The organism is Micromonospora sp. NPDC049580 (assembly GCF_040675595.1).
In the GTDB taxonomy this organism is placed as follows: domain Bacteria; phylum Actinomycetota; class Actinomycetes; order Mycobacteriales; family Micromonosporaceae; genus Micromonospora.
In genome coordinates this window covers 1-12,335 of the sequence record NZ_JBFAPG010000144.1, presented here as the reverse complement: position 1 = coordinate 12,335, position 12,335 = coordinate 1, and the positions used below count along the sequence as shown (strand labels likewise).

At 70.9% G+C, this 12,335-nt stretch carries 15 protein-coding genes; 9 read left to right on the top strand and 6 right to left on the bottom strand.

Translation table 11 applies throughout. The features are described 5' to 3' along the window. Positions 1 to 25: 25 nt before the first annotated feature. The gene (locus AB0J68_RS14625; protein ID WP_354861004.1) at positions 26 to 841 is read right to left on the bottom strand and encodes an alpha/beta fold hydrolase; all 816 of its coding nucleotides are present in this window, start codon (positions 839 to 841) and stop codon (positions 26 to 28) included. Between the two features lie 268 nt (positions 842 to 1,109). On the opposite strand from AB0J68_RS14625, the gene AB0J68_RS14620 reads away from it, so the two are divergent. Next, complete coding sequence (locus tag AB0J68_RS14620; protein WP_363938849.1) at positions 1,110 to 1,277, top strand: hypothetical protein; 168 nt, start codon at positions 1,110 to 1,112, stop codon at positions 1,275 to 1,277. Positions 1,278 to 1,362: 85 nt separating this feature from the next. Here AB0J68_RS14620 and AB0J68_RS14615 read toward each other — a convergent pair whose 3' ends face one another. After that, entirely contained in the window at positions 1,363 to 1,938 is a 576-nt protein-coding gene (locus AB0J68_RS14615; RefSeq protein ID WP_355134766.1) for a helix-turn-helix domain-containing protein, read from the bottom strand. A gap of 216 nt (positions 1,939 to 2,154) precedes the next feature. On the opposite strand from AB0J68_RS14615, the gene AB0J68_RS14610 reads away from it, so the two are divergent. The 4 genes from AB0J68_RS14610 (at position 2,155) to AB0J68_RS14595 (ending at position 5,851) form a co-directional block, all read left to right on the top strand. After that, positions 2,155 to 3,621 carry an MFS transporter gene (locus AB0J68_RS14610; protein ID WP_363938848.1) on the top strand — a complete coding sequence of 489 codons (1,467 nt, stop codon included), beginning with the start codon at positions 2,155 to 2,157 and terminating at the stop codon, positions 3,619 to 3,621. A gap of 109 nt (positions 3,622 to 3,730) precedes the next feature. Beyond that, the gene (locus AB0J68_RS14605; protein ID WP_363938847.1) at positions 3,731 to 4,708 is read left to right on the top strand and encodes an SEC-C domain-containing protein; all 978 of its coding nucleotides are present in this window, start codon (positions 3,731 to 3,733) and stop codon (positions 4,706 to 4,708) included. A gap of 200 nt (positions 4,709 to 4,908) precedes the next feature. After that, the gene (locus AB0J68_RS14600) at positions 4,909 to 5,376 is read left to right on the top strand and encodes a nitroreductase family deazaflavin-dependent oxidoreductase (RefSeq protein WP_363938845.1); all 468 of its coding nucleotides are present in this window, start codon (positions 4,909 to 4,911) and stop codon (positions 5,374 to 5,376) included. A gap of 67 nt (positions 5,377 to 5,443) precedes the next feature. Beyond that, the gene (locus tag AB0J68_RS14595; RefSeq protein WP_363938843.1) at positions 5,444 to 5,851 is read left to right on the top strand and encodes a hypothetical protein; all 408 of its coding nucleotides are present in this window, start codon (positions 5,444 to 5,446) and stop codon (positions 5,849 to 5,851) included. A gap of 99 nt (positions 5,852 to 5,950) precedes the next feature. Here the strand turns inward: AB0J68_RS14595 and AB0J68_RS14590 are convergent, their stop codons facing one another. The 3 genes from AB0J68_RS14590 to AB0J68_RS14580 form a co-directional block, all read right to left on the bottom strand. Next, positions 5,951 to 6,397, bottom strand: coding sequence for a hypothetical protein (locus AB0J68_RS14590; protein WP_363938842.1), 447 nt, complete (start codon positions 6,395 to 6,397; stop codon positions 5,951 to 5,953). 339 nt (positions 6,398 to 6,736) lie between these two features. Next, positions 6,737 to 7,006, bottom strand: a complete 270-nt coding sequence (locus AB0J68_RS14585; RefSeq protein WP_363938840.1) for a DUF6244 family protein — start codon at positions 7,004 to 7,006, stop codon at positions 6,737 to 6,739. Between the two features lie 311 nt (positions 7,007 to 7,317). Further along, a complete protein-coding gene (locus AB0J68_RS14580) occupies positions 7,318 to 7,536 on the bottom strand; it encodes a winged helix-turn-helix domain-containing protein (protein WP_363938839.1) in 219 nt (72 codons plus the stop codon). A 408-nt stretch (positions 7,537 to 7,944) separates the two neighbouring features. On the opposite strand from AB0J68_RS14580, the gene AB0J68_RS14575 reads away from it, so the two are divergent. From AB0J68_RS14575 to AB0J68_RS14560, 4 genes are all read left to right on the top strand, one after another. Continuing rightward, on the top strand, positions 7,945 to 8,100 hold the full coding sequence (locus AB0J68_RS14575; protein WP_363938837.1) for a hypothetical protein: 156 nt from the start codon (positions 7,945 to 7,947) through the stop codon (positions 8,098 to 8,100). A gap of 88 nt (positions 8,101 to 8,188) precedes the next feature. Beyond that, positions 8,189 to 8,959, top strand: coding sequence for a hypothetical protein (locus AB0J68_RS14570; protein WP_363938835.1), 771 nt, complete (start codon positions 8,189 to 8,191; stop codon positions 8,957 to 8,959). After that, positions 8,956 to 9,426 carry a hypothetical protein gene (locus AB0J68_RS14565; RefSeq protein WP_355134795.1) on the top strand — a complete coding sequence of 157 codons (471 nt, stop codon included), beginning with the start codon at positions 8,956 to 8,958 and terminating at the stop codon, positions 9,424 to 9,426. Before AB0J68_RS14570 ends, AB0J68_RS14565 begins: the two co-directional genes overlap by 4 nt. A gap of 126 nt (positions 9,427 to 9,552) precedes the next feature. Beyond that, on the top strand, positions 9,553 to 10,602 hold the full coding sequence (locus AB0J68_RS14560) for an aminoglycoside phosphotransferase family protein (protein WP_363938833.1): 1,050 nt from the start codon (positions 9,553 to 9,555) through the stop codon (positions 10,600 to 10,602). Here the strand turns inward: AB0J68_RS14560 and AB0J68_RS14555 are convergent. Then, positions 10,490 to 11,737, bottom strand: coding sequence for an FAD-dependent monooxygenase (locus AB0J68_RS14555; protein WP_355067191.1), 1,248 nt, complete (start codon positions 11,735 to 11,737; stop codon positions 10,490 to 10,492). The genes AB0J68_RS14560 and AB0J68_RS14555 overlap by 113 nt on opposite strands. Positions 11,738 to 12,335 lie beyond the last annotated feature (598 nt).

The following is a 12,335-nucleotide window of genomic DNA, read 5'->3' as shown; positions in this document are numbered from 1 at the left end:
CCGGCCGGGACCACCCGCACGGCTCTCAGAGCGCGAGGCAGTTGGGTCGCACCGGGCCGTCGGTCAGGGCGCCGCGCACGATGGTGTACGCGGTTCCGTCGAGCACCAGGCCGAGGTGCCCGACCACCCGCAGCGGGCAGTACGCCTGGATGAGGACGTTCGTCGCCCCGTCGTTGACGGCGGCGTTGCCGGTCGGACGGACCAGCTCGTCCTGGAGTGTGCGGACGGTGGTGTAGCGCACCGACCCCGGGGTGTCGTCCCCGGCGTTCAGGTCGGCGAGAAATGCGGAGCCGATGGTCATCTGTTGGCAGGCCACGATGCCGGCGCAGCTGCCGAGGCCGAGAAACGCCACGATGTTGGCGACGTAGGTGCCGTACTGGGGTGTGCCCAGACTGACGTACCGGCCGACGCTGGCGGTGCCGCCCAGGCTCTTGAGGTAGTAGCGGCTGACCAGACCGCCCTCGGAGTGGGCGACGAGGTCGACGGTCGCCGCGCCGGTGCTGGCGCGCACCTGCTCCACGTAGCCGGCGAACGCGCGGGCCGAGGCGGGGATGTCACCGAGGCCCAACCCGGGCAGCTGGTAGATGAAGGTGCGGTAGCCGTCGGCGCGCAGCCGGGCGGCGATGGGCTCGTACGCCACGGCGACGCCGCTGAGCCCGCCGACCACGATGACCGGGTTGGCTGCGGCAGCGGCAGCGAAGGCGGCGGTGGAAGCCGGGGCGGTGGAAGCTGGGGCGGTAGCAGCCGGGGCGGTGGGGGTGGCAGCGGTCGCGGCACCGGCGGACGCCAGCAGCGCGGCGGTGGCCAGGGACACGACGAGGACGGTCTTTCGGAGCAGCATGGCTGCACCTCCGGGGGGAGGCACCCGGCGAACCGGGCAGGTGGGTGGGGGTGTCCGGTCGACCGTGCGACGATGATGCACGTCACAATTCAGAAACGTCAATGACTTGTTACGCGCCGGTAACCCGTTGTTCCACCGACGGCACAAACCGGCAATTCGGTGCCGCTCCACAGCGGACACCCGCCGCTGTGCGCGTACCCCGCCCCGCGCGAGGGTCGCCGCCCGCGACCAGGCACACCGGGACCGGGGGCAGGCGCACGCCGAGTCGGTGGCCGAGGCCGCGCAGCGCCATCAGGACCGGCAGTCCGGCGCGGCCGAACACGACGCGGCCAAACGCCGCCGGACCGAGCTCTACACCCGGGCCGTCGAGCTGCTCGGCAACGACAGCGCGGCCCGCTGGCCACCGGGCACGGTGGTCAAACGGCTCGACGATTAGGGGCTGCTGCTCGTCGACCGATGACGCGCGCTGAGCGCACGGTCGCGCTGACGCGGTCTCAGCGGACGGTCGCGCTGACGGGTCCTCAGCGGACGGTCGCGCGCAACCCGTCCAGGGCCACGCCGAGCACCCGGTCACGCTGCTCGGGTGCGGGGAACTGGGCCATCGTGAGGCCGCTGATCAGGCGCACCACATCGTCGAAACCGACGTCGTCGCGCACCACGCCGGCGGCCTGGGCGCGGCGCATCAACGGCTCGCCGGCGGCGTAGATCTCCGTCCGGCAACTGGCGAAGATCTCCGAGTCGTGCAGCAACTGCTCGGCGAGCGCGCGCTTCGTGGCGACATACGCGACGAAGCGGTGCAGCCACGCGACCAGGGCGTCCCACGGAGGCAGCTCGGCCAGGTCGGCGGCGGAGCTGCTCAGCGCACGGACCTCCTCGACGTAGACGGCCTCGAACAGGTGCCGGCGGGTCGGGAAGTTGCGGTAGAGGGTGCCGATGCCCACCCCCGCCCGGCGGGCCACGTCCTCCAGGGAGGCGGCCGCGCCGTTCTCGGCGAACGCCTCGCGCGCCGCGGTGACCAGGGCGTCGTAGTTGCGCCGCGCGTCGGCCCGCTTGGGCCGCTGCGCGAAGACCTCGGGCATCTGCCCCGCGCTGGTCATGACGTGCGTCACCTCACCTTGGTTGCATCCGGAGGCACCCCTCCGCTAGCTTAGTGGAGGCACCCCTCCGGAAATGCCGGAGGGCAGCCTCCGCTTAGCTTACCCCGGGACCCGCCCGATCCGCCTGGCCACCCGATCGCCCGGACCCGACAGACCTGCCCGCCTCCGACGACGGGCGACAAACCTCCTTCCGTACCGCATCAGGAGTTTTTTCTCGTGTCAGTGACATCCCGACGCAGCTCGCGTCGGCTCACCTTCACCGTGCTCGCGGCCGGCGCCGGATTCTTCGCGATGCTCCAGTCGTTGATCACCCCGGTGCTGCCGACCATCCAGCAGGACCTGCACACCTCGCAGAACACCGTGACCTGGGTCCTGACCGCCTACCTGCTCTCCGCGTCGATCTTCACGCCGATCCTCGGACGGGTCGGCGACATGGTCGGCAAGGAGCGGATGCTTGTCGTCTCGCTCGCCGCCCTCGCCCTCGGCTGCCTGGTGGCCGCCATCGCGCCGAACATCGGCGTCCTCATCGTCGCCCGGGTCGTGCAGGGCATCGGCGGCGCGGTCTTCCCGCTGTCGTTCGGCATCATCCGCGACGAGTTCCCCGCCGCGCGGGTCGGAAGCGCCGTCGCCTCCATCTCGGCGATCGTCGCTGCGGGCGGTGGCCTCGGCGTCGTGCTCGCCGGCCCGATCGTGGCCGCGCTGGACTACCACTGGCTGTTCTGGATCCCGATGGTCGTGGTCGGGCTGACCGCCGTCGCCGCGCACCTGTTCGTGCCCGAGTCGCCGGTGCGAACCCCCGGTCGGATCGACTGGCGTGCCACCCTGCTGCTCTCCGGCTGGCTGGTCGCGCTGCTCCTGCCGATCAGCCAGGGCGCGGCCTGGGGCTGGACCTCCACCCGGGTGCTCGGCCTGCTGGTGCTCGCCGTGGTGCTGCTCATCGGCTGGCTCGTCGCCGAGGTGCGCTCGACCAACCCGCTGATCGACATGCGGATGATGCGCCTGCCCGGCGTCTGGACCACCAACCTGGTCGCCCTGCTCTACGGCGCGTCGATGTTCTCCGTGTACGCGTTCCTTCCCCAGTTCGTGCAGACCCCGACCGCCGCCGGCTACGGCTTCGGCGCCAGCATCAGCCAGGCTGGCCTGCTCATGCTGCCGATGCTCGTCGCGATGTTCGTCGCCGGTCTCGTCGCCGGCCGGCTCCAGGCCGTGTTCAGCGCCAAGGCACAGCTCGCCACCGGCGCCGCGTTCAACGTGGCCGCCTCCGCGATGCTGGCCGCCGCGCACGACACCCGCTGGGAGGTCGCCATCGCCGGTGGGCTGGTCGGTCTCGGCATCGGCCTGGCGTTCGCGTCGATGGCCAACCTGATCGTCGGCAGCGTGCCCGCCAGCCAGACCGGCGTGGCGACCGGCATGAACGCCAACATCCGTACCATCGGCGGCGCGATCGGCGCGGCCATGGTCAGCGGCGTGATCACCGCCCACCCGCAGGCCAACGGCCTGCCCCGGGAGGCCGGTTTCACGACGGGGTTTCTCGTCCTCACCGCGATCGCCCTCGCCGCCGCGCTCGCGGCCCTGGCCGTCCCGTCCGCCCGGCGGGCGTCGGCCGGTCGCCGGCCGTCCACCGCGACGATCGTCGAGTCCGAGCTAGCCGGCGAGTTCGCCACCATGCCCGCGACCCGCTGAGGTTCGCTGGCAAGTCGGAGCCCGGGCGGTTCGCCGCCCGGGCTCCGGCCTGCTCGGGAATACGCTGGCCGCTCCCCCATCCACCGTTCGTCGTCTTCAGGATGCGCCCATGTCCGAATTGCTGACCGCCGACCGCATCGAAGAGATCGGCGCCCTGGGCGTCAAGAGCCCGGACCCGGCCGCGCTGGTCGCCGAGCTGGTGAGCGCCGTCGACGAGGGACGCCTCGCCGACCCCGACGACATCGGGTACGCGCTGCTCGTCGCCGCCGACATCCTGGAGCAGGCCGGTGACCTGGCCGATGCCCTCGCCCTGGCCACCCGCGCCATCGCCGAACAGCCCGACGAGGACGCGTACGCCCGAGCGGTGCGCGGCGGTCTGCTGCTGCGCCTCGGCCGCTCGGACGAGGGCATGGCCGAGCTGACCGAGCTGCGTCCGCTGCTGGAGACCAACCCCAACGCGACCTACCTGGTCGACGAGCTGGCCGAATCCGGCCACCCCGACCTGGCGCTGGAATGGCTGACCGGGGCGCTCGACACGATCCTGGAACGCACCCGGACCCAGCAGCACGAGTCCGAGGACGCGCAGGACGAGGCCGCGGCCATGATCTACGGGCTGGCCCAGCGGCGGCACAACCTGCGCGAGGAGGTGGGCCTCCCGCACGACGAGTACGACAACCTCGCCGACCGGCTGCGCGCCGCGAGCACCCACGCCCTCGACGCGCTCGACGACGGCCCCGCGACGCTGCTGTACTGGCCGGAGGCCGAGTTCAACGCGTTGCTGATGCGCTGGCCCGCGCTTGTCGACAGCTACCCGAAGACGTGGGACGAGCACCGTACCCAGATCGAACGCGCGCTCGCGGACGCCGCCGGGCTGGGCGGCGCGGACCTGGGCGTGGTCGCCGGCACCGTCGAGGGCCTGGCGGCGTTCGCCGGCAGCGACCCCATCGACGAGGAAACCCTTGACGAGTACGCCGACAGCCTCGACGAGGTGGGTCTGACGTCCTGGCCGCCCGGCCGCAACGACGCCTGCTGGTGCGGATCGGGTGCGAAGTACAAGAAGTGCTGCCTGCCCCGCTCGCGCGACTGATCCGCCGGGGCACTTTCCCCTCAGAGACGTATACCTGTGAGTCATATTAATGACTCACAGGTATACCGCTCTCACCCCGTCCGCACGGACGCCCCTCGCATCCGCCGCATCGATGGCCATGGCCGGTCCAGAGCAGGGCACTCCGCGTACGATCGACACCTCCGCTTCAGCCGGGCGGATTCGGCGATGGAGGCGATGGCGTGAGCGCGCAGGAGCAGCACGAGACGATCGAGGACAGTCCGGTCGGCTGGGTGGCCAAGCACATTCGGCGGTACGTGGAGACCGACGGCGCCGACGGTGGCACCTTCCAGGGCTACCCCGCGCTGCTGCTCACCACGCGGGGACGCCGCTCGGGCACACTCCGCCGCACCGCGTTGATCTATGGCCGCGACGGGGACGACCACCTGGTGGTGGCGTCCAACGGCGGTGCTGCCACGCACCCCGCCTGGTACCTGAACCTGAGCGCCGACCCGACGGTGGAGGTCCAGGTCGGCGCGGAACGGTTCGCCGCTCGCGCCCGGACGGCGTCCACCGAGGAGCGGGCCCGGCTGTGGCCGGCGATGACGGAGGTCTTCCCGACGTACGCCCGCTACCAGAGGGACACCGACCGGGAGATCCCCGTCGTTGTCATCGAGCGGACGTCCCCGGAAGACTCGACGATCTATTGATCCACGTCAGCGCCGCAGGGGGCTATGGTGACCGCAGGTAAGCACCTACTCCGATAGGAGAGCCGCCGTGCGCCGCCTCACCACCACCATCGCGCTGCTCGGGCTGTCCCTGTTCGCCCTGTTGACGCCGTCGCCAGCGAGCGCGGCGAGCACCGTCGAGGTCACGTCCGCGACCCTGGTCGCGAAAGGCGTCGCCGTGGACCTCACCCTCACCGTGACCTGCGACGCTGGCCTATCCGGCGGCGCGGAGCTGATCCTGCGCCAGCGCTCGGGCAACCGGGTCGCCTACGGATCGGGTTGGGCGCCCGTCAGCTGCACCGGCCAACCGCAGGCAGTGACCGGACGCGTGTACGCGGAAGGCGGCGGCTTCGCCTTCAACCGGGGCGTGGGGCTTGCCAGCGGCGGCTTCGAGCTGTGCGGCCAGGACGCGTGCGACTACCCGCGCTTCGAAGACGAGGTCCGCATCACCCGCTGAACCGGTCGGTGCGCCTGCGATCGATGACGTTTGAGCGGCTCGACACGCCGACCGCCGCACGGCTGAGCCGCCAACGATCCAACCCGAACCTCGACCGCTTCACCCCGCCGCCTCGATCGCGGCCTCCACCTTGTCCAGGTAGTTGAACCACCACTCCCCCTCGCCCTTTGGGCGCATGGACAAAAGGCTCGCGGCCACCACGAAGGCAAGGACGACTGCGCTGGCGGCTGGCAACACGTCCGGCAGCGAACGACCGGTCAGGATGGCGGCGAGGAAGGCCTCGACCTCTGCCGAGCTGGCCGAGCTCCAGGCCTCCGCTTCGGCGACCTCGCTGGCCAGTTCCTGGAGTTGCCCAGACGACGGCCTGCCTCCACAAATGTCAGCAGTGACGAAGGCTGAGACCGCGACGAGCAACTCCATGGCCTGCTGCCGCGTTGATTCGTCGGAGAATGCCTTCAGCGCCTCATCAAATTCGACGGGCCGCCGCTTGACGGCCCAGTGCAACGTGTCTCGGACGAGTTGCTCTACTCGATCATCGATCTTCAACGGAACCTCCGCTATCTCGCGATCTCGCCTTGTAAGCCCTGAGGGATCCCCAGGTTGCCACCGCCCCGAGAACGACACCGGCCACCGCCTTCGGCAGAGCTGGCAAGAATTCTGCAACGCTCGCCCATGCCGTGGCCGCCGCTGACCCACCAACAGCAATTGCCTCGGGTCTGACACTTTTGCGCCTGCTGGGTGACGGGGCCTCGCGTTCTTCTCGACCTCGCGCCTCACGTCGGCCGTCACGGTTTGGCAATGCCGACGTCGACAGTGGAACCGCAGGTCGCAAGGTGATGCCGACCGTCGCGGGTGGTTGGTGGGCTGTGCTACCACCACCCGTGGTCAGTTTCCCAGTGCGCGGACCTTGGCGATCGTCTCCTGGACGTGCTGCTTGGCCGGCTCGCCGCCCTGGGACGCCTGCGCCAGAGCCTGCCGATACGCGTCGATCATGCCGACCAGCGGCCCGGCGGCAACACCTTCCAGCGCACCGGCGACGAGGGTCCGCGCCTCGGCCGCGTCCTGCGCTGCCGCTGCGGTCTTGGCCTTCGCCTCATCGAGCTTCTGCGACGCCGCCGCCAACTTCGCGATGATCTGCGCTGCGCTCACGCGCATCCTCCCCCTGGTCGACCACCGCCTCCACCACCGCACCGGCGGAGACCACAAGGGAGCGTACGAGATCCGCGCACCCAGCGCGACCGCTCGATCGCCCAATCATGATGTGCGAGGTGTCCCGCCGACCCCGGCGAAGATCACTTGATGCTGACCAGTCAGGGCAGGCCCTCGGCAACTGGTACGCATCAAGTGATCAAAGAATGGACGAGGAACCTCGCTCGGAATTTCTAGATCTTGGACAGTTTCCGTTAGCGGCTAACGGAAACTGTCCAAGATCTGGCCGGACCCACCGAACCGGGGGCGTCGAGCGGTCAGCGCTCGGCGACGAACACGCCGAGGCCGTGAACGCCTTCGACAAGGCCCTGAGTTTGCAGGACGAGAATCGCTTGCCGCACGACACCAGCCGAGACGCCATGTTCAGCACGAAGCTGGGCGGTGGACGGGAGCTTGTCCCCTGGGGCGAGTTCACCGGACGCGATCTGCTCTCGGATTTGATCCGCGAGCTGCGCCCACTTGGGCTTGGCGGGCATCTTGTCTCCCTGGTCTGCACCGCCATTTGATCACACCCCACTAATCAGGACAAGAACGGACTAGTTCAATAGTTGACTTGTACATACTAGTGTGGCAAAGTCTGGTCCTGCCGGCTCCCTGGTCTGCAAACCCGGAGTTGGTTCTTTCCCACCGCGCAGGAAGCGCCCGGTCGGTCGGTCCCCCCGTCCGGCCGGGCGTGCCGGGGGTGCCCGCACGCCGCCCCACCGCACCGCCGCCCCGGCCGCCCAACGCATCGCCGCCCAACGCACCGCCGCCGGGCGGCACGTGCCGCCACGAGCAACGCCCTGACCAGCAAGGAGACAACCGGACGGGAGCACCCGATGCCCAATCGACCCGACGACCAGCCCACCGACCCACCCTCCCGACACCCTCCAGCCCAGCGTCTCGTGTCCAAACAGGACGTCGAGGACGCCGACGACACCCTCTTCGCCCATCCGCCGCGCGTGGTTCGCCGGTGGGTCTGCGGCTGCGGCAGGGACTACCCGTGCACCGACGTACTGTTCGCCCGCCTGGTCAAGGCCACCGCCGAGGCGGAGCAGTGAGCTGCCCAGTCCGCCCGCGCACGCGGGCGAGGAAACCGACCCGCGCACGCCACCGCCGAGGCGGAGCAGTGAGCTGCCGAGGCCGCCGATGAACGCGGATGATCTGCACACGCACGCCAATCAGCAGGTCATCGAGGCGAGGATGAGGGTCGCCGAGCACGTGACGGAGGCGTACACCGGGATCTGCCGGAGCTGCGGACGGCCTGGCCCGTGCGACGAGCAGCGGGCCGCGCGGGCCCGGCTGGCGCACTTCGGCGGGCCGGTCGACGATCTGCGCGACGCCTGGCTGGCCACGATCGCCGCCGCCGACCGGGCCGGCGCACACCTGCACGGTGCGGGGCCACCCGGCCGGGGACTGCCCTGGCAGGACGCGGTCACCGAGTGTTGGCGGGCGCTCGCTCTGGTCTACGCCGGCCTGGCTGCCGATCGAGCATCGCCGGTGACCGCGACAGCAGGTGAGCTGCTCGCCGGGCTGCGCGCGGCTCGGGTCGACGCTGACCGGGCGGCCGCGCTGGCCGCCCGTACCCGGTGGCGGTTGGCGGCGGCGGAGGACCGGCTGCGGCGTACCCACGTCGTGGCGGACGCGGTCGCGGCCCGGCACTTCGCGGCGGCCATCACCCGGTTGGACCTGGTCGTCACCCGGCTGGCGGTCGGCGGCTGCCGCATCGACCGCTCGGTGGCGGCGTTGACCGGCGAGCCGGCCGCCCCCGCACCCACCGCGCCAAGAAGCACCACCAGCACCAGCACCAGCACCAGCACCAGCGAGATCGCACGCGGCTGCCGGGTGGCGAGCGGCCTGGTGACCAGGCGACGCCGACGGAAGAACCCACTCACGATGATCAGGGGGCGACAGTGGTGAACGACCCGCACGCAGCGCTGCGTGGCCTTCTGGCGGGACGGCTGCGCGGGCACGAACGGCGGCTGCGCCGGTTCACCGAGGCGGACTGGCGGCGGTACGCGGACCTGCTCGCCGGAGCGCTGCTGGTGGCGGTGCGGCGGCGGTTCGTCGCGGGGCAGGACCGGGCGCCGGTGATCCGGTTCGTGGCATCCGCGCGGGAACGCTACGACGTCACCGGAATGGACGTCGAGCCGGCGCTGGCCGAGGCGTTGGTGTGGGCGGCGCTCGGTGAACGCCCTCCGGTGCCCGACGACGCGCCGGCCATCGTCGCCCGGACGGTGCTGCTGCTCGGCCTGTTGGAGGACGAGGGCTGCACCGACCGGGAACGGGACGACGTCCTCGCGGCGGCGGCGCACGCCGCGGACAACGCCGCACCGGGCGGGAACGAGCACCAGGCCGGCGCACGGGACCAGCAGGAGACCCACTAGGACGCCACCACCGGGGACCTTCCGCAGGATCCTCGGCCGGCGGACGAAGACCAAGCCCAGGACGACAATTCCCCGACGACTCTGGCACGCTGGCGGGCGTCACGGCGGGGAGGAAGGGACCACGGGGTGGAAGGGCTCAGCCGCACCCAGCGGCCACTGGACCACGATCAGGTGCAACGCTTCGTCGCGGCGTCGTTCGGCGCGGACCGCCGGGTCGTGGACTGCGGGCCGATCCTGGGCGGCGGCTTCGCGACGGTGTGGCGGGTGGCGCTCGACGACGGGCGCGAGGTCGTGTTGAAGGTGGCACCACCACCCGACGCGCCGCTGCTGCGCTACGAGCGGGGGCTCGCCGCCGCCGAAGCCCGGTATTTCCGCCTCGTGGCCGCGCGTGCGCCGCAGGTGCCGGTGCCGCCGCTGCTGCACCACGGCGACGATCCGGAACTCGGCGAGTGGCTGGTCACCGGCCTGCTGCCCGGAAGGTCGCTGCGGGAATGGTCGGAGGGCGAGCAGCACCTCGACGACACCCCGGCCCGCTACGACTTCGGCGTCGCGATCGCCGCGCTGCACCGGGTGACCGGCGACCACTACGGGTACGGCGGCGGCCGGGCGAGTGGCGCGACGTGGCGTACGGCCTTCGCCGCCATGCTCGACGACCTGCTCGCCGACGCGGCGGACTGGGACGTACGACTTCCCACCTCGCCGGCGCGGATCCGGGAGTTGCCCGAGCGGTACGCCTGGGCCCTGGACCAGGTACGCCGGCCGGCGCTGCTGCACTTCGACGGCTGGGACGGCAACGTGCTCGCCGAACCCGGGCCTGCGGGCACCCTGCGCCTGCGCGGGATCGTGGACGGCGAGCGGTTCCTGTTCGGCGATCCGCTGCTGGACCTCGTGTCACCCCTGCTGTATCGCCGGGTGGAGGACGACCCCGACCACCCGTTCCTGCGGGGCTACCGCGCCGCCGCGGCCGATCCGGTGGTCTTCGACGAGTCCACCCTGCGGCGGCTCAGCCTCTACCGCCTGCACCTGTACCTGTTGATGACTGTCGAGATGCCCAGCCGGGGAATCACCTGGGAGAATCGCCCGGACCGGTTCGCGCGGCTGGCCGACCTGCTTGATCAGGAGCTGACCGAGCTGCGGCGTGCGAGTCCGTCGGCCATCGCAGGCGGTACCGGCTGACGTCCTCGGAGGCGGCCACGCCCGCCCTCATGAACATCGTCAGCACGGCGTCGCGCGCCCGCCGCTCGCGGGTGCCGGTCGGAAACTTCAGGCTGCCGGTACGGCGAGCGAGCCCGGCGACCGTCGCCACCCGTGGCTCACGCAGCTGTTGGAAGCGCACGAAGGCGTCACCGACGTCTTCTGCCGAGGCGAGACACCGGGCCAGGACCAGGGCGTCTTCGAGCGCCATGGAGCTGCTCTGCCCGTCGTGCGGCGGCATCGCGTGCGCCGCGTCGCCGACCAGGCACATCCGACCGCGGCTCCACCGCGCGGGCGGGACGAGGTCGTGCACCGGCCACCGGATGATCGGGCCGGTGCTGGCGTCGATGATGGCGGGGATCGGCGGGTGGTCTGAGCCGTGCAGCTCGACGAGCCGCTGCCGCCACCGGTCCATCGGATCAGCCCGTGGCCCCGCCACCACCTCCACCTCGCCCGTGAGCAGGCTCTGGAACCAGACCACCTCGCCGTCCGGCAACGCCTGGTAGCCGAAGAACGCGTTGGCGCCGAACGTCAGCCGCAGCACTCCGTCCGGTGCGATCCCGTCGACCCGCGGGGCCGAGCCGCCGCCGTCGAGGGCTCCGGTGAACCGGGCGGGCGGATGCTCGGGGAACATCGTCCGACGCGTGTACGAGTGCACCCCGTCGGCGCCGATCAAGAGGTCACCGCTGTGACTGGATCCGTCGGCGAGGGTGGCGACGACCCGGTCGTGCCCGTCATCGCGCAGCCCGACGACCCGCTCACCCTCGACGATACGGACGCCGGCGCCACGGGCCGCCTCGCGCAGCACCTCGCCGAGCCGGTCCCGGCGGATCAGAGTGCTCACCTGGTTGTTGCTGCCGATCTCCCGTCCCCGGTGGTCGTAAAAGGAGATGCGGTCAGTCGGCGTGCCGGCGGCGTCGACCGCGGCGAGCAGGCCCAGGTCGCGCAGCACGGTACGGCCGTTGTCGGCCAGGCTCAGGTGCGACCCGAGCGGCCGCTCGCGCGGCGGCCGGGCCTCAAGAACCGTCACGCGCCAGCCGATCCGGCGCAGGAAGAGACCGACTGCCGTTCCGGCGATTCCCGCCCCGACGATGACGGCGTGCGCGGGATTGATCATGTCGGGCCAGCCGTCATCGGTGGCCCGAAAGGACTCGTCGTACCCATTTTGTGCCCCCGTGTGGCGGGTGCTGTGGGCACGTCCGCCGCCCCGACCGTAATCACGGCGGCCATCGTGGTCAAGATAGCAAGATCCATCAATGTGAGGGTTGACACCGGCATAGACGGCCGGAATGCTGTGGGGGTCCTGCTAACCGAGGCGGGGCCACGTATCCGGGGGAGTCGGTCTTTCACTGCATTCGCCTGTGCGCGGCTCCATGGCCATCACTGGAAGTCTCTCCGCCAGCGAATGCTCCGAATAGGACGGCCGTCGTCCATGGTCGCTGTCGGGTGCTGCGGTACTGCCGCGAAGAGCATCCGAAGTAGGGCCTGGGCAATTGTCGCACCAGCTCGGTCGATCGCTGGTCGGACTGCTGCACGGTGATTCCACCCGTCATCCGACGGTGGCGCGTCATGCACCCCTAAGCACGGCGCAGGGCCGCGGCCTCACTTCCGACAACCGTATTCTTCGGGAGGTGTCGTGATGAAGAACAACTCGGCCGGCTGACGCAACCAATTATCTTTCGTCCCGATGAGCGTGTGTCGCGTCGCGGCACACG